Here is a 17,328-nt window from a genome sequence, read left to right on the forward strand (position 1 = left end):
CGCATTACTTCGCGCGCTTGATGTCGCGCGCGGGCGAACCCGTGAACAGCTGGCGCGGACGGCCGATCTTGTAATCGGGATCCGTCAGCATTTCGTTCCACTGGGCAATCCAGCCCACCGTGCGGGCCAGGGCGAAGTTCGCCGTGAACAGCGCGGTCGGCACGCCGATGGCGCGCTGCACGATGCCCGAGTAGAAGTCCACGTTCGGATACAGCTTGCGGTCCACGAAGTAGGAGTCTTCCAGCGCGATACGCTCCAGCTCCATGGCCAGCTTGAACAGCGGATCGTTTTCCAGGTTCAGCGCGGCCAGCACTTCCTTGCAGGTCTGCTGCATCAGCTTGGCGCGCGGGTCGTAGTTCTTGTACACGCGATGGCCAAAGCCCATCAGGCGCACGCCCGAGTTCTTGTCCTTGACCTTTTCCATGAACTCGCCGACCTTGGCCACGCCGCCGTTGGCTTGCAGTTCTTCCAGCATCTGCAGGCAGGCTTCGTTGGCTCCGCCGTGGGCGGGACCCCACAGGCAGGCCACGCCCGCGGCGATGGCCGCGAAGGGGTTGGTGCCCGACGAACCGCACAGGCGCACGGTGGACGTCGATGCGTTCTGCTCGTGATCGGCGTGCAGGATGAAGATGCGGTCCAGCGCGCGCTCGACCACTTCATTGACCTGGTAGTCCTCGCAAGGCGTGGCGAACATCATGCGCAGGAAATTGCCGGTATACGACAGATTGTTCTGCGGATAGATGTAGGGCTGTCCTTGCGAATACTTGTACGCCATCGCCACCAGCGTCGGCATCTTGGCGATCAGGCGGATCGCCGAAATATGGCGATGCTGCGGGTTCGTGATGTCGAGCGAATCATGGTAGAAGGCCGACAGCGCGCCGACCAGACCGGTCAGCACGGCCATCGGGTGCGCGTCGCGGCGGAAGCCGCGCAGGAAGAAATGCAGCTGTTCGTTCACCATGGTGTGATGCGTCACCTGGGAATCGAAGTCTTTCTTCTGCTCCGGCGTGGGCAGTTCGCCGTTCAGGATCAGATAGCAGACGTCCAGGAAGTCGCAGTTCACCGCCAGCTGTTCGATGGGATAGCCGCGATACAGCAGTTCGCCCTTGTCGCCGTCGATATACGTGATGGCCGAGGAGCACGCCGCCGTCGACATGAAGCCGGGGTCGTACGTGAACATCCCGGACTGGCCGTAGAGTTTGCGAATGTCGATAACGTCCGGACCTACCGTACCCTGGTAAATCGGGAATTCAATCGGAGCGCTGCCGTCCGAAAACGTTAGGGTGGCCTTTTTGTCTGACTGTTTCATCGTACATTCCTCTCAAAGTTACAGCTCGCGCATCTTGGCGATGATTCCGCGTAGCCTCGGCGTATCCAGTTCACCTTGTGGTTCACTGCGCGCCAGCAGCAGGTCGAGCAGGTCGTTGTCGCCTAGTTCGAACAGTTGCGTCAGCGCTGCTACATCCGCGTCGGTCAGTTGCGACTCGTACGCGTCCAGGTACTTCGTAATGATGAGATCGTTTTCGAGCAGGCCGCGCCGCGCCCGCCAGCGCAGGCGCGCACGCTCCAGTTCGGTAAGTCCGACCACGTTACTACCCCTTCCGCCGCAACGCGACGGCATGCACGACGGAAGGCACGCCGGTGCTCATCGCTAGACCGTCCGGCGGACCATCAGTTCCCGGATCTTGCCGATTGCCTTCGTCGGATTCAGACCCTTGGGACAGACGTCCACGCAGTTCATGATCGTGTGGCAACGGAACAGCCGGTACGGGTCTTCCAGGTTGTCCAGGCGCGCGCCCGTGGCTTCGTCGCGGCTGTCCGCGATGAAGCGGTAGGCCTGCAGCAGGCCGGCCGGACCGACGAACTTGTCCGGATTCCACCAGAACGACGGGCAGGACGTCGAGCAGCACGCGCACAGGATGCACTCGTACAGGCCGTCCAGTTCTTCACGCGCTTCCGGCGACTGCAGGCGTTCGCGTTCCGGCGGCGGCGTGTCGTTGATCAGGTAAGGCTTGATCGAGTGGTACTGGTTGAAGAAGTGCGTCATGTCCACGATCAGATCGCGGATCACGGGCAGGCCGGGCAGCGGCTTCAGAACGATGGGTTCCTTGAGTTCACGCAGGTTGGTGATACAGGCAAGGCCATTCTTTCCGTTGATGTTCATCGCATCGGAACCGCACACGCCTTCACGGCAGGAGCGGCGCAGCGCGAGGCTGTCATCGACGTCGTTCTTGATGCGGACCAGCGCGTCCAGCAGCATCTTGTCCGTCGGCTGGAGTTCGACCTCCAGCTTCTGCATATAGGGCCGCTCATCCTTGTCCGGATCGTAGCGGTAGATCTCGAATTTCACGATACGCTTGGTGCTCATGCCGGCATCCTGCTTAGAAAGTACGCGCCTTGGGCGGGAAGGACTCGACCGTCAACGGCGTCATTTGTACGGGCTTGTAGTCCAGGCGGCTGCCCTCCGAATACCAGAGGGTGTGCTTCAGCCAGTTTTCATCGTCGCGGGTGGGGTGGTCGTTCAGCGCATGCGCGCCGCGGCTTTCCGTGCGGTTGGCCGCCGACTTGATCGTGGCGCGCGCCACTTCCGTCATGTTGGCCAGTTCCAGCGCCTCGACACGCGCGGTATTGAACACCTTGGACTTGTCCTTGAAGGCGATATGGTCCGCCTGCTTGGCCAGTTCCTCGATCTGCCCCACGCCTTCGTTCAGCAGCTGCAGGGTGCGGAACACGCCGCAGTGGCGCTGCATGGACATGCGGATGGCATTGCCCACGTCCTGCGTCTTTTCACCCGAGGTGCGCGATTCCAGCTTGTTGACGCGGTCCAGCGAGTAGTCGAGCGACGACTTCGACACCGTCTGGTGCGAGTGCTGGCGCTCCAGGTGCTGGTTGACGATGTGGTTACCCGTGGCGCGGCCGAATACGATCAGGTCCAGCAGCGAGTTGGTGCCCAGGCGGTTGGCGCCGTGCACCGATACCGCGGCGCATTCGCCGATCGCGTACAGGCCGTTGACGATCTTGGACTCGCCGTTTTCCCACGACACCACCTGGCCGTGGTAGTTGGCCGGGATGCCGCCCATCTGGTAATGGATGGTCGGAACGACCGGAATCGGTTCCTTGATCGGATCGACGTTGCCGAACTTGATGGCGATTTCGCGGATCGACGGCAGGCGCTTGTTGATGGTCTCGGCGCCCAGGTGGTCCAGCTTCAGCACCACGTAGCTGCCGTCCGGACCGCAGCCGCGGCCTTCCTTGATTTCCTGGTCCATCGAGCGCGACACGAAGTCGCGCGGCGCCAGGTCCTTCAGCGTGGGCGCATAGCGCTCCATGAAGCGTTCGCCATCCTTGTTCAACAGGATGCCGCCTTCGCCGCGCACGCCTTCGGTGATCAGCACGCCCGCGCCGGCCACGCCGGTGGGGTGGAATTGCCAGAATTCCATGTCCTGCAGCGCGATGCCGGCGCGCGCCGCCATGCCCAGGCCGTCGCCGGTATTGATGAAGGCATTGGTGGACGCCGCCCAGATGCGGCCGGCGCCGCCGGTGGCCAGCACCGTCGCCTTGGCTTCCAGGATGTAGATTTCACCGGTTTCCATTTCCAGCGCCGTCACGCCCACCACGTCGCCGTTTTCATTGCGCAGCAGATCCAGCGCCATCCATTCGACGAAGAACTGCGTACGGGCGGCGACGTTGCGCTGGTACAGCGTGTGCAGCAGCGCATGGCCGGTACGGTCGGCGGCGGCACAGGCGCGCTGCACCGGCTTTTCGCCGAAGTTGGCGGTATGGCCGCCGAAGGGACGCTGGTAGATGGTGCCGTCGGGGTTGCGATCGAACGGCATGCCGAAGTGTTCCATCTCGTACACGGCGCTGGGGGCTTCCCGGCACATGAACTCGATGGCGTCCTGGTCACCCAGCCAATCCGAACCCTTCACGGTGTCGTACATGTGCCAGTACCAGTTGTCCTCGCTCATGTTGCCCAGCGACGCACTGACCCCGCCTTGCGCGGCGACGGTATGCGAACGGGTGGGGAACACTTTGGACAGCACCGCCACAGAGAGGCCCGCCTGGGCCAGTTGCAGGGAACAGCGCATGCCGGCACCGCCGGCGCCGACCACCACCACATCGAATTGGCGGCGCGGCAAGGAATTCATGACAGCGACCACGGCTTAAAGCCTCCAGATGATTTGCGCGAAGTAAGCGAGCGAGCCCACCAGCCACAGGATGGTCAGGACTTGCAGCAGCAGGCGCACGCCCACCGACTTCACGTAGTCCATCCAAATATCCCGCACCCCGATCCAGGCATGCCAGATCAGCGACACGAAGGCCAGCGTGGCCAGCACCTGACCCAGCGGCAAGGCGAACACGTGGAAGGAAAACAGCGCCTTCCAGCTCTCGTAGGTAAAGCCCGGCATGACCAGGATGCCGACCAGCAGCACGATGGTGTACAAGGCCAGGATGACAGCGGTAATGCGCTGCGCGATGAAGTCCATGGTGCCGTAGTGCGCGCCTACGACCAGGCGCTTGGCGCCATAATTCTTGGTGACAGCCATTATTACCAGGCTCCGAACAGTTTGAGACCGAACACCACGGTCAGCGCCAGGCTGACCCCCAGCACGACGCCCGCGCTCTTCTGCGCCGGGCCCTTGTCGATGATCTTGTGCACGTCCAGCATCAGGTAGCGAATACCGGCACAGAAGTGATGCAGATAGCCCCAGATCAGCGCCAGCAGGATCAGCTTGACGATGGGGTTGCCCGTGATCGTGGCGATGTTCGCGAAGCTTTCCGGCGAGGCCAGGCTGGCCGCGAGCAGCGGCAGCAGGACCAAGGGAAGACAGAGGAACAGCAACGCGCCGCTGACTCGGTGAAGAATCGATACCTTGCCGGGCAGCGGCAGACGGTACGACATGATCTGGGAAAGGTTGATGTTGCGAAACTGCGGACGCGGCTTGGCAGCTGAGTCGGACATGACGGCCTCGGGGTTCGGAACTAGAAAATCGTAGCGGCGGGAGTGCCTGGCCCTTGCGGGAAAAACAGACTATTTTCGCCCATGTAACGGGTTGCTATCAAATCAGGAGAAAAAAGCCCTTCAATTCAAACTATTACGGTAATGGTATCGATCGGTCAGGTATAAGCCCCGGCGTACTTCCATCGGCCGATCACCGTAGGTGTACGAGGTACGGTCCACTTGGAGCAAGGGAGTGCCTGGGGCAACGTTCAAGGCGGCGGCAGCCTCCGGCGTCGCCGCCACCGCGCGCAGCTTTTCATCCGCGCGAATCATGCTGACTCCGAACTCCGATTCCAGGAAGCCGTACAAGGGCGCCTTGTTGGCGGTCAACAGTTCCAGCGTAAGGCGGCGGAAAGTGGAACCGGGCAGATAGATGTCGTCGAGGACGGTCGGCACCCCGCCGAAGCTCAACAGGCGGCGGATCGCCACGACCGTTTCGCCCGCGCGCAATTCCAGCGCCCGCGCGACTTCGGCGGACGCGCGGATGCGGCGGCATTCCTGGACATGGCTTTCGGCGATCTCGCCTTCGGCGCCCTCATCGCTGGCCAGCCGCAGGAAGCGGAACCGCACGCGGGCCTCATGATGGGTGGCGACGAAAGTGCCCTTGCCCTGGCGGCGCAACAGCACGTGCTCGGCCGCCAGCTCGTCGATGGCCTTGCGCACCGTGCCCTGGCTGACCTGGAAACGCGCGGCCAGATCGATTTCGCTGGGAATGGGTTCACCCGGCTTCCATTCGCCACGGTCCAGGCTCTGCACCAGCAATTGCTTGATCTGACGATAGAGCGGACTAAAAGCGGCGCTCGCGCCTCCGGGACCGGCGGCGCCTTTGCTGCGCGAAGAAATTTCGGGCCGGGGGTCTGCCATAAATACGGATGAGGCGGCGTCGCGAAGGATCCGAGACGAAGCGGTTGGCGTCGAAAACGGCGCGGAAAACAGGCGCCGAATTGTCGCATAGCGGCATGAGGCTGTCTACTCTTATATAAGACCTTCCCCGCACGGCCTGTGCCCGGCGCGCGCCGTGGAGGACTCGCCTCGGCGACATGGCATCTGGTCCGGCATCGCGGGCCTGCCGCCCTTGGCTTTGGCTCGCCTGCCCGCACGGCGTTATCGAAAAGCGCGGCGATATTAAAAAGTGACATCAATACCGACCACATTCTGGACCGGATTGTTCAGACAACGCTTCAGGCGCACGCTGTTTTTGAAACACCAGTCGCGCGCAATCGCGTTTCCTACGGCCAACGGCGGTGGAGCACTCGGGGCGGGTTCTTGGCGCGACCGTGCTTTCTTTCAGCACGAGGGCGCACGAGATGCGGTCCGTGGATTATCGAAATTACCGGCTATCGCATGCGTCGATGACGGCCGTATTTAAGCCGAAAACGATATTTCGTACGGACATGCCGGAGCCCATCGGGCGGGAGTCGAATTACGGCAGCCGAAGCTTTAGTCACAGGAAATTACCTCGCCACGCTCTCCTCGCGGCCCTGCCGATACTGGAATAGGCCGCCATGAACTCCGATCGCTTTCGAAAACGGCATCCCCGTAAGTCCGGCAATGGCAACACGGCCTGCCCGGTATATATCTGGCGTAATTTACTGTATGAGGATATGCCCCCCTGTTGGGCCAGACTCCCGTGATGCGCGTATCTTGAGCCTACATTGGCAAATAACAGGGTATGCGAGGAAGGTAGTAATTTCTGACCCGTGGCGAACCTGGCCCGGACTTATGGAGTGTTAAAACGGGGCCTTGGCGGGCATTATGTCCTGCTCGGCCCTCGAGAAATGAATCATGAAGCATTTTGTACGCCGTGGAGTAGCTTCGGCAATTCTCCTGGCTATCGCGATGACTGGTTGCGCTACGTCGGGAAAGGGCGGCACCGCCGCCGGCAAGGCCGCGCCCGGCGGGGAGGATCACGGATTCACCATCACCTTCCTCAATCTCGGATCGGATAATCTGCATTTCAGGCAAATCGCCGAGGTCTGCATGATTCTTACTGGCCCCTCCGACTTTTGGGTGCAGGCCAGCGGGTGGACCACTCACGAACTTGTCGAGAGCAATGGTACCGAGGACATGTGCGTGAATGCGCGCAAGTCGGCAACCTGGAGCGTGTCCCCCTCCAATGGGAACATATCCTATGTGCATTTACCCACGAGCGCCGATGGCCCATGGGCGGTCCAAATCGCGGACAATACGGGTAAGGCGAAGAGCGCCACGTGCACCGTGGACGGCACCGATCAGAACTGCCCGAATACATACGCAAAAGGCATGGATTTGCAAGAGATCCAGATTGTTTTTCAGTGATCCGGCGATGCGCCGGGCGGCATATCCGGCTGGCGTAGAAACCCGTGCCCGAATTAAGAGCCCGCCGGCGCGGACAATGCCTGTCTGGACAACGCCTGTCTTATAGAAGACCGATTGACGTAAACGTCAACCCAACTTAGGATCACGGCTGCCCCGGAGCAATCGCGCGATCGCCCGATCGATGGCGCGATGGTGCACGCCCGCATAGCCACGAAGCGGACATGCGCCCCGTTCCCTGGATCGAGACGGCGTACTGCGCAGGACCGGTCCGCTATGAACACGCCAAGGGATTACACTGTCCGGCGAGATTTTTTCTCGACGACTCATTACGGAGAATGTTCATGTCCAAGCCCGCTTTGCGCGTCGCCGTGACCGGCGCCGCCGGTCAAATCGGCTACGCCTTGCTGTTCCGCATCGCTTCCGGCGAAATGCTGGGTAAAGACCAGCCTGTCATCCTGCAACTGCTCGAAATCCCCGACGAAAAGGCTCAGAAGGCGCTGAAGGGCGTCATGATGGAGCTGGACGACTGCGCCTTCCCGCTGCTGCAGGAAATGACCGCCCATAGCGATCCGCGCACGGCGTTCAAGGATGCCGACATCGCTCTGCTGGTCGGCGCGCGTCCGCGCGGCCCCGGCATGGAGCGCAAGGACCTGCTCACCGTCAACGCCCAGATCTTCACCGCCCAGGGCAAGGCCCTGAACGAAGTCGCCAAGCGCGACGTCAAGGTTCTGGTGGTCGGCAACCCCGCCAACACCAATGCCTACATCGCCATGAAGTCGGCCCCCGATCTGCCCGCCGCAAACTTCACCGCCATGCTGCGCCTGGACCACAACCGCGCGCTGTCGCAACTGGCCGCCAAGTCGGGCAAGGCCGTCGCCGACATCGAAAAACTCATCGTCTGGGGCAACCACTCGCCCACGATGTATCCGGACATCCGCTTCGCCACCGTCGGCGGCCAGAGCCTGGCCAAGCTGATCAACGACGACGCCTGGAACCGCGACGTCTTCATCCCCACCGTCGGCAAGCGCGGCGCGGCGATCATCGACGCCCGCGGCCTGTCGTCGGCCGCCTCCGCCGCCAACGCCGCCATCGACCACGTGCGCGACTGGGTGCTGGGCAGCAATGGCAAGTGGGTCACGATGGGCATCCCGTCCGACGGCTCCTACGGCATTCCCGAAGGCATCATCTACGGCGTGCCCGTCACCACCGCCAACGGCAAGTACACCCGCATCACCGGTCTGGAAATCGATGCGTTCTCGCGTGAACGCATGGACCTGACGCTGAAGGAACTGCTCGAAGAGCGCGACGGCGTGAAAGATCTGCTGAAGTAAACAGCAGGAAAGCAGCAATTAAAAAGGCCCGCCAAGTACGGGCCTTTTTTATCCGAAGGCCCACAAGGCCTGGCCATACCCATCCCAGGAAAAGGAGCAGACATGAGCACGTCCGACCAGGAACAGCAGAAGCCGGGATTCAAGCCCAAGAAATCGGTCGCCCTGTCCGGCGTCGTCGCCGGCAACACGGCCTTGTGCACGGTGGGCCGCAGCGGCAACGACCTGCACTATCGCGGCTACGACATTCTGGACATCGCCGACACCAGTGAATTCGAGGAAGTCGCCTACCTGCTGGTCCATGGCAAGCTGCCGAACAAGGCCGAACTGCAAGCGTACAAGCGCAAGCTGCGCGCGCTGCGCGGCCTGCCCGCCCAGCTGCAGGTGGCGCTGGAAGCCCTGCCGGCGTCCAGCCATCCCATGGACGTCATGCGCACCGCCGTGTCGGTGCTGGGCTGCGTGCTGCCGGAAAAAGACGATCACAACCTGCCCGGCGCGCGCGACATCGCCGATCGGCTGATGGCCAGCCTGGGATCGGCCCTGCTCTATTGGTATCACTACAGCCACAACGGCCGGGTCATCGACGTCGAGACCGACGACGACAGCATAGGCGGCCACTTCCTGCATCTGCTGCACGGTGAAAAGCCCGGCGACGATTGGGTCAAGGCCATGCACAGCTCGCTGATCCTGTATGCGGAGCACGAGTTCAATGCGTCGACCTTTACCTGCCGCGTGGTGGCCGGCACGGGCTCGGACATGTATTCCGCCATCACCGCCGGCATCGGCGCGCTGCGCGGCCCCAAGCACGGCGGCGCCAACGAAGTCGCCTTCGAAGTACAAAGCCGCTACGAAACGCCGGACGAAGCGGAAGCCGACATCCGCCGCCGCGTCGAGAACAAGGAAGTCATCATCGGCTTCGGACACCCGGTTTATACGGTTTCCGATCCGCGCAACAAGGTCATCAAGGGCATCTCGCAGAAGTTGTCCAAGCAAAGCGGCAGCATGCAACTGTACAGCATCGCCGAACGCATCGAAAGCGTGATGTGGGACGCCAAGAAAATGTTCGCCAACCTGGACTGGTATTCCGCGGTCAGCTACAACAAGATGGGCGTGCCCACCGCCATGTTCACGCCGCTGTTCGTCATCGCCCGCACCGCCGGCTGGTCGGCCCACATCATCGAACAGCGCATCGACAACAAGATCATCCGCCCGACCGCCAATTACGTGGGACCGGAAGACCGCAAGTTCGTCCCGATCGAAAAGCGCAAGTAATCCGCCCCGCCCCGTCCGAACGCACACACGCACGCACACGGAAGCATTCATCATGTCCTCGCATATCTCCAACGTCAGGCCGGACCCCGACCAGGTACTGGTCGACATCGCCGACTACGTCCTCAACTACGAAATCAAGAGCGAGCTGGCCTACGAGACCGCGCGCAACTGCCTGATCGACACCCTGGGCTGCGGCCTGGAAGCCCTGGAATATCCGGCCTGCCGCAAGCTGCTGGGACCCATCGTCCCCGGCACCGTGGTGCCGAACGGCGCCAAGGTGCCCGGCACCCAGTTCCAGCTGGACCCGGTGCAGGCCGCCTTCAACATCGGCGCCATGATCCGCTGGCTGGATTTCAACGACACCTGGCTGGCCGCCGAATGGGGCCATCCTTCGGACAACCTGGGCGGCATCCTGGCGACGGCCGACTGGCTGTCGCGCAACGCCGTGGCCGCGGGCAAGCCGCCGCTGACCATGCGCAAGGTGCTGACGGGCATGATCAAGGCCCATGAAATCCAGGGCTGCATCGCGCTGGAAAACTCCTTCAACAAGGTCGGCCTGGACCACGTGGTGCTGGTCAAGGTGGCGTCGACGGCCGTGGTCGCCGAAATGCTGGGCCTGAGCCGCGACGAAATCATCAATGCCGTATCCCTGGCATGGGTCGATGGCCAAAGCCTGCGCACCTACCGCCACGCTCCCAACGCGGGCAGCCGCAAGAGCTGGGCGGCCGGCGACGCCACCAGCCGCGCCGTGCGCCTGGCGCTGATCGCGCGCACCGGCGAAATGGGCTATCCGTCCGTGCTCAGCGCCAAGACCTGGGGCTTCTACGACGTGTCCTTCAAGGGCCAGCCGTTCAAGTTCCAGCGCCCCTACGGCAGCTACGTGATGGAAAACGTGTTGTTCAAGATTTCCTTCCCGGCCGAATTCCATTCGCAGACCGCGGTGGAATGCGCCATGCAGCTGCACCAGCAAATGGCGGCGCAAGGCAAGCGCGCGGAAGACATCAAGAAGATCACCATCCGCACGCACGAAGCCTGCATCCGCATCATCGACAAGAAGGGACCGCTCAACAACCCGGCCGACCGCGACCACTGCATCCAGTACATGGTGGCGGTGCCGCTGATCTTCGGCCACCTGACGGCGGCCGATTACGAAGACGATTTCGCCCGCGACCCGCGCATCGATGCGCTGCGCGACAGGATCGAATGCGTGGAAGACCCGGCCTTCACGCGCGACTACCACGATCCGGAAAAACGCAGCATCGCCAATGCATTGACCATCGAGTTCAACGACGGCAGCCGTCTGGACGAGGTGGTCTGCGAATATCCGATCGGGCACAAGCGCCGCCGCGAAGAAGGCATACCGCTGCTGGAAGCCAAGTTCCGCACCAACCTGGCACGCCAGTTCCCGGCGCGGCAGCAGAACCGCATCCTGGACGTCTCGCTCGATCAACAGAAGCTGGAGTCCATGCCCGTTCACGAATACGTGGACCTGTACGTCATCTAGCCATGAGCCAGTCCGTCTATGTCGTCGCGCTGACGACCGCCTTCAATATATTCGTGGCGTGCTTCTTCGTGGCGGCAGTCTCGTTGATCGCGATCTGGTTCTTCAAGCTGGATCGCATCAACGACACCCTGCGCCATCCCTTGCTGCAGCATCGTCCCTTCCGCCAGTTCCCGCGCGCCATCCAGGCGGGCATCTTCCTGGACTACTTCCTGCGGCTCCTGTTTCCGGGTGCCCGCAAGGGCTTGTTCGGCCAGGCCAATCGCAATCTGGCGCACGTCGATCCGTCGCGCGTGCCCATGGACATCAAATGGCCCATCATGGGCCTGTGGGCGGGCTGCTGGATCGGGCTGCTGGCGATGATTACCGTATGGACGCTGCTGTTGCTGCGTCATTGATATTCTCTTTGACAGGACATCCCGATGATCAAGATCTGGGGACGCGCGAATTCCGTAAACGTGCAGAAAGTGCTGTGGTGCTGCGATGAGATCTCGCTGCCCTACGACCGCGTCGACGCCGGGCTGCACTTCGGCATCAACGACCAGCCCGATTACCTGGCCATGAATCCCAACGGCAAGGTTCCCACGCTGGAAGACGGCGATTTCGTGCTGTGGGAATCCAACTCCATCATCCGCTATCTGGCCATGCAGTACGCCCCGCAGAGTGACATCTATCCGCGGGAACCCCGGCTGCGCGCCTCGGTCGACCGCTGGCTGGATTGGGTGCTGTCCACGCTGCAACCGGTGGAGCGGAACGTATTCTGGGGCATGGTGCGCACGCCCCCGGAAAAGCGCGACATGGCCGCCATCCAGAAATCCGCCGACGACGCGGGCAAGCTTTGGCTGATGGTGGATCACCACCTGCAGGGGCGCCGCTTCCTGGAAGGCGAATCTTTCACGCTGGCCGACATCGTGCTGGGCGCCTATTGCCGCCGCTTCATCGAACTGGACGGCATCCGGCGTCCCGCCACGCCGAATGTACAGGCTTGGTACGATGGCCTGAAAACCCGCCCGGCCTTTCAGCGCTACATCGCGCCGGCATTGACCTGATTCGGCCGCCGCCGCATCCAGCCTGGCCCGTCGCTGACGGGCTTTTTCCTGACTTCGCACCGCGCACGGATCGCGCGCCTCATCGCAGGACATCGCCATGACCATAGAGCTGCACACCTGGAACACGCCGAACGGCCGCAAGATCAGCGTCGCCCTTGAGGAAATGGGTCTGCCCTACTCCGTCCACACGGTCGACATCCGCAACGGCGAACAGCATAAGCCGGAGTTTCTGCGCATCAGCCCCAACAACCGGATCCCGGCGATCATCGATCCGCAAGGCCCGGAGGGCAAGCCGATCAGCGTGTTCGAATCCGGCGCCATCCTGCTGTATCTGGGCGAGAAGACCGGCAAGTTCCTGCCCGCCAAACTGGCGGACCGCGTGCCGGTGCTGGAATGGCTGATGTGGCAGATGGGCGGCTTCGGCCCGATGCCGGGCCAGGCGCACCATTTCCTGGGCCTACAGAACGAAGAAGACAAACGCTACGGCGCCAAGCGCTACGTCGACGAAACTCGCCGCTTGTACGGCGTGCTGGATCGCCGGCTGGCGCAGGTCGAATTCGTGGCTGGCGATATTTCAGTCGCCGACTTCGCCATCATCGGCTGGGCCTGGCGCCATGAACGCCACCAGGTGGATCTGGCAAATTTCCCCAACGTCAAGCGCTGGTATGAAACGATGATGGCGCGTCCCGGCACGCGGCGCGGCTTCGAAGTGAAGCTGGACAATATGTAAATAATATGCAGGTCCGCTGTTGCATCCTTTGTGACCCCGGAACCTTATCTCCTTGAGATTGCTCGCAATTTTGGTTTTGTTCGTGACATGTCCAAATGGTTGTCCACAGTAAATGTGGACAGCTAGGACGATGTCCCGCGTTACCGCCCGGGGTGTGGATAAGCTGGCTTCGCGCTAGGATCTCCTGGCCCGCGCCACCGCTGGCTTGTCTTCGGTCTGTTCGAATACGGAAACGATGGCATCCGCGACGGCGCGGACCCTCGCGCTGCGATGCAGATCGCCATGCATCACCAACCACACGTCATAGAACTCGCTGCATTCCGGCCAGATGCGCTCCAGTCCTGGCGTGGCGTCGGCCAGATAGGTCGGTAGTTCGCCAATGCCGATGCCCTGCGCCGCGGCCTCCAGCATCATCAATCCGGAATTGACCTCCAGCGCCACCTGCGCGTTGCCGACGGGCTCACCGCATAGGGTCTCGCTGCGTGCGCCGAAGACCGCGCGCTGGTAGATGATCACGGTGTGGCCTTCGAAAGCTGTGCCACGGCGCGGTTCGCCGCAGGCCTTCAAATAGCGCTTGCTGGCGTAGACGCCCAGTTCCCGCCTGCTCAGGCGGCGCGAAATCAGATCGGGATTGTCGGGCCGCACGTTGCGCACCGCGATGTCCGCCTCGCGCCGCGTCAGATTGCTCAAGTGCCTGGACGTCGTCAGCACGACGCGCAGTTGCGGATGCGCCGCCCGTACCTGCTGGATGGCGCGCATCAGAAAGCCGCGCCCCATGGTATCGGAAGTGGTCACACGCACGGTGCCGGACACGGATGCATCCGTGCCTTGCGTAAGGCGTTCCAGCTGGTCCGCGGCGTGTTCCATGGCCTCCGCCGCGGGCATGGCCAGTTCGCCTGCCCGCGTGGGCACATAACCGCGCGGCGTATGCAGGAACAGGCGCGCCTGCAGTGATTGCTCCAAGGCCCGCAGACGCCGGCCCACGGTCGCCTGGTCGACGTGCAGCGACGCCGCGGCCGCCCGCAAGGTGCCGCCCCGGTACACCGCCAGAAAGATGCGCGCGTCGTCCCAATCCATGATGATGCAATTTTGCATTCCTCTGGCGCAATTCTACGTATTTTTGCATCCCTGTTCAGGAGATATGATGCGCGCCGAAGGAGCATTCGCATGGCCGAACCGTTCGGAGTCAATGGTCGGCGATGTCGACCCATATTCCACTCGCCATGTCGCAATCGATGTCGTCGCCGGCCCTGTCCGTTTCGCCCCAGCCCCGTGTCCGCTATCTGCCGCTGGTGACCCTGGCCATGGGCTTTGTGATGGCGACGCTGGACGTCACCGTCGTCAATGTCGGACTGTCCAACATTGCCGACCAATTACAGGTGTCCCTGTCCGGCCTGGTATGGGTGGTCGATGGCTATACGCTGACCTTCGCCGCCATGCTGCTGGTGGGCGGCGGCCTGGCCGACCGCTTCGGGGCCAAGAACGTCTACCAGACCGGCCTGACCATTTTCGTGCTGGCTTCCCTGCTTTGCGGCGCGGCGCCCAACGGCACGACGCTGGTACTCGCGCGATTCCTGCAAGGCATAGGCGCCGCGCTTTTCATGCCGAGCTCATTGAGTCTGCTTACGCGCGCCTATCCTGACGACAAGGTCCGCGGCCGGATGCTGGGACTCTGGTCCGCCATCGTGTCGATCGCGGGCGTGTCGGGACCCTTGATCGGCGGCATCCTGATCGATCGCCTGGGATGGCGCAGCATCTTCCTGGTCAATCTTCCCATCGGCCTGGTCGGCCTGGCGATGGCGCACAAGGTCATCCCGCATTCGGCGCGGCATTTCCGGGCACTGAACGCGGCCAGCCATCTGCTGGGCATCACGGCGCTGGCCGGCCTGAGCTTCACACTGATCGAAGGGCCGGTGCATGGCTGGACGTCCGCGCCCATCATGACGGCGGCTGCCATCATGCTCGTTGCCGGCGCGGTCTTTGTGGCGCGCGAGCGCCGCGGCGCCACCCCGCTGTTGCCGCGGGAGTTGTTCGGCACGGCACGTTTTCCCGCCGCCAATATGCTGGGCTTCCTGATCAACTTCGGTGGCTACGGCCAATTGTTCGTATTGAGTCTGTTCCTGCAGGAGGCCCGCGGCGCCAGCCCGCTGGCTGCCGGCAGCCAGCTGTTGCCCACCATGCTGCTGTTCACGCTGGGTAATCTGTCGGCACCGCGCGTCGTGGCGCGCCTCGGGCCGCGGACCGCCCTGATTGCCAGCATGGGCCTGTCCGCGACGGGCAGCGCACTGACCGCATGGGTCCTGAGGCCGGAAACCGACTATTGGCTTTTCGCGGTCATCGTGTCGCTGATCAACCTGGGCGTAGGCGTGGCGGTTCCCGCGATGACGGCGGTGGTCATGCAGATTGCCGGCCAATCGCATGCGAATATCGCTGCCGCCTGCTTGAACGCCAATCGCCAGATCGGCGTCCTCGTCGGCGTGGCGATCATGGGGACTATCCTGCACGCCTATGCCGACTGGCACGTCTCGCTGCCGCTGGCTTTCGGTACCATGGGGTCGCTCTACGCAATCGGGACCGCACTGGTCTGGCGATACCTGAAAACGTAAGCGAGCGCTAAATGGCTGAGGACATGCGGGCTGGGCGGTGTCCTCATCCGGGATCGGATTTCTTCCTTTCGCTGACAGATTGAGACGGTAGCTACAACCGGCTTCCGCTACCCTGGCTGTCCTAAAACATCCCTTTCATTAAGCTGACGAATTCCTGAACTATTATGGAATCGTAGTGTCCCGCCACCTTGGCGCCGGCCTCGTTCGTCACGCTGGAAAGCGCATGGCAAGGAGTTATCCCAGGAATGAATGTCCGCCCATATCGCCCCGTCGTGCTTTCAATCCTGAAAGAACGCGATGCCCGCAGCGTATTGGACGCCCCATGCGGACACGGCTGGCTGGGCCGCGCCCTGCAGCGCCAAGGTGGCCAGGAGCGGCCGCAGATCGACGGCGTTTGCCTATATGAAGAACCCTTCCCGGACAGCGGCTATCGCAACTTCGTGGAGCACGATCTCAATGATCCGCTGACCTTGCCGGCGGATCATTACGACGCCGTCGTTTGCGGCGAAGCCCTGCATCTGTTGACCAACCCAGGGGTGGCATTGGACAGTTTCCGCACGTGTCTGCGCAAGGGCGGTACGCTCATCGTAACCACGCCGAACACCTGGCATATGAGCTCGCGCCTGCAGTATCTGCTGCGCGGATTCCATTCCGGCTTTCGCCCATCGGTCGGCAAGAAGCCTGGCCAGTACATCACGTATATCCCATGGTCGTTCAATCAGCTGCACGTATTCCTGTCGCACTATGGGTTTACGGACATTACCCTGCACGAGGTCAACGAGCCCAAGCCTTTGCATTGGGCCGAACGCATGGTGGCGATACCCGCCCGGCTTTATGGACGCGGCAAGCAGCGCCGCGCCGAGAGCGTGGAGGAAAGCCGATACTGGCGACAACTTGCATCGGCGCAATCGCTGTACGGACGATGGCTGGTGGTGTCGGCGCGTCTGCCTTGAAAATGCCGTTCCGCGTAGGCCTAAACTAGGCGCCCAAATTCGTGGAGTATTGAAGATGGCCGACGCTATAAAGACCTGCCCTTGTGGAACCGGCAAACCCTATGTCAGTTGCTGCGGCCAATGGCACGGCGGTCCGGCGTACCTGCGAGCGCCGACGGCCGAGGCCTTGATGCGCTCCAGATACAGCGCTTACGTCCTGGACCTGGTCGATTATGTGCGCGATACCTGGCATCCCGACACACGACCGCCGCATATCGATCACACCCGTCCTGGGCTGAAGTGGCTGGGGCTGGACGTCAAGCGGCATGTCGTTCAGGACGACGACCATGCGCAGGTCGAATTCGTCGCCCGCAGCCGGCTGCAGGGGAAAGGCCAACGCATGCACGAAGTCAGCCGCTTCGTCCGCGAAAACGGCATCTGGCTGTACGTTGACGGCCAGGTGGATCAATAAGGGGGCACACAAAAGCAAAACCCCGCTGCATGGGCAGCGGGGTTTTGGGGATAAGAGCCTGACGATGACCTACTTTCACAGACGTCCGTCCACTATCATCGGCGCGAAGGCGTTTCACTGTCCTGTTCGGGATGGGAA

General features: G+C 62.3%; 18 protein-coding genes and 1 rRNA gene. 10 read left to right on the forward strand and 9 right to left on the reverse strand.

Annotation, left to right across the window (positions count from 1 at the left end; all coding sequences use genetic code 11):
• Nucleotides 1–4: 4 nt before the first annotated feature.
• The 7 genes from ACNA0R_RS26415 to ACNA0R_RS26445 form a co-directional block, all read right to left on the reverse strand.
• Nucleotides 5–1,309 carry a citrate synthase gene (locus ACNA0R_RS26415; protein ID WP_415829053.1) on the reverse strand — a complete coding sequence of 435 codons (1,305 nt, stop codon included), beginning with the start codon at nucleotides 1,307–1,309 and terminating at the stop codon, nucleotides 5–7.
• A gap of 18 nt (nucleotides 1,310–1,327) precedes the next feature.
• Nucleotides 1,328–1,588: a succinate dehydrogenase assembly factor 2 gene (locus ACNA0R_RS26420; protein ID WP_415829054.1), complete on the reverse strand. Its 261-nt coding sequence runs from the start codon at nucleotides 1,586–1,588 to the stop codon at nucleotides 1,328–1,330.
• A gap of 63 nt (nucleotides 1,589–1,651) precedes the next feature.
• Nucleotides 1,652–2,368: a succinate dehydrogenase iron-sulfur subunit gene (locus ACNA0R_RS26425; RefSeq protein ID WP_415829055.1), complete on the reverse strand. Its 717-nt coding sequence runs from the start codon at nucleotides 2,366–2,368 to the stop codon at nucleotides 1,652–1,654.
• Between the two features lie 13 nt (nucleotides 2,369–2,381).
• Nucleotides 2,382–4,160, reverse strand: a complete 1,779-nt coding sequence (sdhA, locus tag ACNA0R_RS26430) for a succinate dehydrogenase flavoprotein subunit (RefSeq protein WP_415829056.1) — start codon at nucleotides 4,158–4,160, stop codon at nucleotides 2,382–2,384.
• A 3-nt stretch (nucleotides 4,161–4,163) separates the two neighbouring features.
• A complete protein-coding gene (sdhD, locus tag ACNA0R_RS26435; protein ID WP_415829057.1) occupies nucleotides 4,164–4,547 on the reverse strand; it encodes a succinate dehydrogenase, hydrophobic membrane anchor protein in 384 nt (127 codons plus the stop codon).
• 2 nt (nucleotides 4,548–4,549) lie between these two features.
• Entirely contained in the window at nucleotides 4,550–4,963 is a 414-nt protein-coding gene (sdhC, locus tag ACNA0R_RS26440; RefSeq protein WP_415829058.1) for a succinate dehydrogenase, cytochrome b556 subunit, read from the reverse strand.
• A 120-nt stretch (nucleotides 4,964–5,083) separates the two neighbouring features.
• Nucleotides 5,084–5,866 carry a GntR family transcriptional regulator gene (locus ACNA0R_RS26445; protein WP_415829059.1) on the reverse strand — a complete coding sequence of 261 codons (783 nt, stop codon included), beginning with the start codon at nucleotides 5,864–5,866 and terminating at the stop codon, nucleotides 5,084–5,086.
• A 921-nt stretch (nucleotides 5,867–6,787) separates the two neighbouring features.
• Here ACNA0R_RS26445 and ACNA0R_RS26450 point away from each other — a divergent pair.
• The 7 genes from ACNA0R_RS26450 (at nucleotide 6,788) to ACNA0R_RS26480 (ending at nucleotide 13,180) form a co-directional block, all read left to right on the forward strand.
• The gene (locus ACNA0R_RS26450) at nucleotides 6,788–7,300 is read left to right on the forward strand and encodes a hypothetical protein (RefSeq protein ID WP_415829060.1); all 513 of its coding nucleotides are present in this window, start codon (nucleotides 6,788–6,790) and stop codon (nucleotides 7,298–7,300) included.
• A 341-nt stretch (nucleotides 7,301–7,641) separates the two neighbouring features.
• A complete protein-coding gene (locus ACNA0R_RS26455) occupies nucleotides 7,642–8,631 on the forward strand; it encodes a malate dehydrogenase (RefSeq protein WP_415829061.1) in 990 nt (329 codons plus the stop codon).
• A 102-nt stretch (nucleotides 8,632–8,733) separates the two neighbouring features.
• Nucleotides 8,734–9,900, forward strand: coding sequence for a bifunctional 2-methylcitrate synthase/citrate synthase (gene prpC, locus ACNA0R_RS26460; protein ID WP_415829062.1), 1,167 nt, complete (start codon nucleotides 8,734–8,736; stop codon nucleotides 9,898–9,900).
• A 52-nt stretch (nucleotides 9,901–9,952) separates the two neighbouring features.
• The gene (locus tag ACNA0R_RS26465) at nucleotides 9,953–11,404 is read left to right on the forward strand and encodes a bifunctional 2-methylcitrate dehydratase/aconitate hydratase (protein ID WP_415829063.1); all 1,452 of its coding nucleotides are present in this window, start codon (nucleotides 9,953–9,955) and stop codon (nucleotides 11,402–11,404) included.
• A 2-nt stretch (nucleotides 11,405–11,406) separates the two neighbouring features.
• Complete coding sequence (locus ACNA0R_RS26470; RefSeq protein ID WP_415829064.1) at nucleotides 11,407–11,799, forward strand: hypothetical protein; 393 nt, start codon at nucleotides 11,407–11,409, stop codon at nucleotides 11,797–11,799.
• Nucleotides 11,800–11,823: 24 nt separating this feature from the next.
• Nucleotides 11,824–12,450 (forward strand): glutathione S-transferase family protein, encoded by a 627-nt coding sequence (locus tag ACNA0R_RS26475; RefSeq protein ID WP_415829065.1) that lies wholly within the window; start codon nucleotides 11,824–11,826, stop codon nucleotides 12,448–12,450.
• A 97-nt stretch (nucleotides 12,451–12,547) separates the two neighbouring features.
• Complete coding sequence (locus tag ACNA0R_RS26480) at nucleotides 12,548–13,180, forward strand: glutathione S-transferase family protein (protein WP_415829066.1); 633 nt, start codon at nucleotides 12,548–12,550, stop codon at nucleotides 13,178–13,180.
• A 174-nt stretch (nucleotides 13,181–13,354) separates the two neighbouring features.
• On the opposite strand, the gene ACNA0R_RS26485 is transcribed toward ACNA0R_RS26480, so the two are convergent.
• Entirely contained in the window at nucleotides 13,355–14,257 is a 903-nt protein-coding gene (locus tag ACNA0R_RS26485) for a LysR family transcriptional regulator (protein ID WP_415829070.1), read from the reverse strand.
• Between the two features lie 122 nt (nucleotides 14,258–14,379).
• On the opposite strand from ACNA0R_RS26485, the gene ACNA0R_RS26490 reads away from it, so the two are divergent.
• The 3 genes from ACNA0R_RS26490 (at nucleotide 14,380) to ACNA0R_RS26500 (ending at nucleotide 17,190) form a co-directional block, all read left to right on the forward strand.
• Nucleotides 14,380–15,786 carry an MFS transporter gene (locus ACNA0R_RS26490; protein WP_415829067.1) on the forward strand — a complete coding sequence of 469 codons (1,407 nt, stop codon included), beginning with the start codon at nucleotides 14,380–14,382 and terminating at the stop codon, nucleotides 15,784–15,786.
• A gap of 245 nt (nucleotides 15,787–16,031) precedes the next feature.
• Entirely contained in the window at nucleotides 16,032–16,739 is a 708-nt protein-coding gene (locus ACNA0R_RS26495; protein WP_415829068.1) for a class I SAM-dependent methyltransferase, read from the forward strand.
• A gap of 55 nt (nucleotides 16,740–16,794) precedes the next feature.
• Nucleotides 16,795–17,190 carry a YchJ family protein gene (locus tag ACNA0R_RS26500; protein WP_415829069.1) on the forward strand — a complete coding sequence of 132 codons (396 nt, stop codon included), beginning with the start codon at nucleotides 16,795–16,797 and terminating at the stop codon, nucleotides 17,188–17,190.
• A gap of 56 nt (nucleotides 17,191–17,246) precedes the next feature.
• On the opposite strand, the gene rrf is transcribed toward ACNA0R_RS26500, so the two are convergent.
• Nucleotides 17,247–17,328, reverse strand: a 5S ribosomal RNA gene (gene rrf / locus ACNA0R_RS27265); the annotation flags it as partial.

It is taken from the genome of Bordetella sputigena, assembly GCF_965137885.1.
GTDB lineage: Bacteria > Pseudomonadota > Gammaproteobacteria > Burkholderiales > Burkholderiaceae_B > Bordetella_C > Bordetella_C sputigena.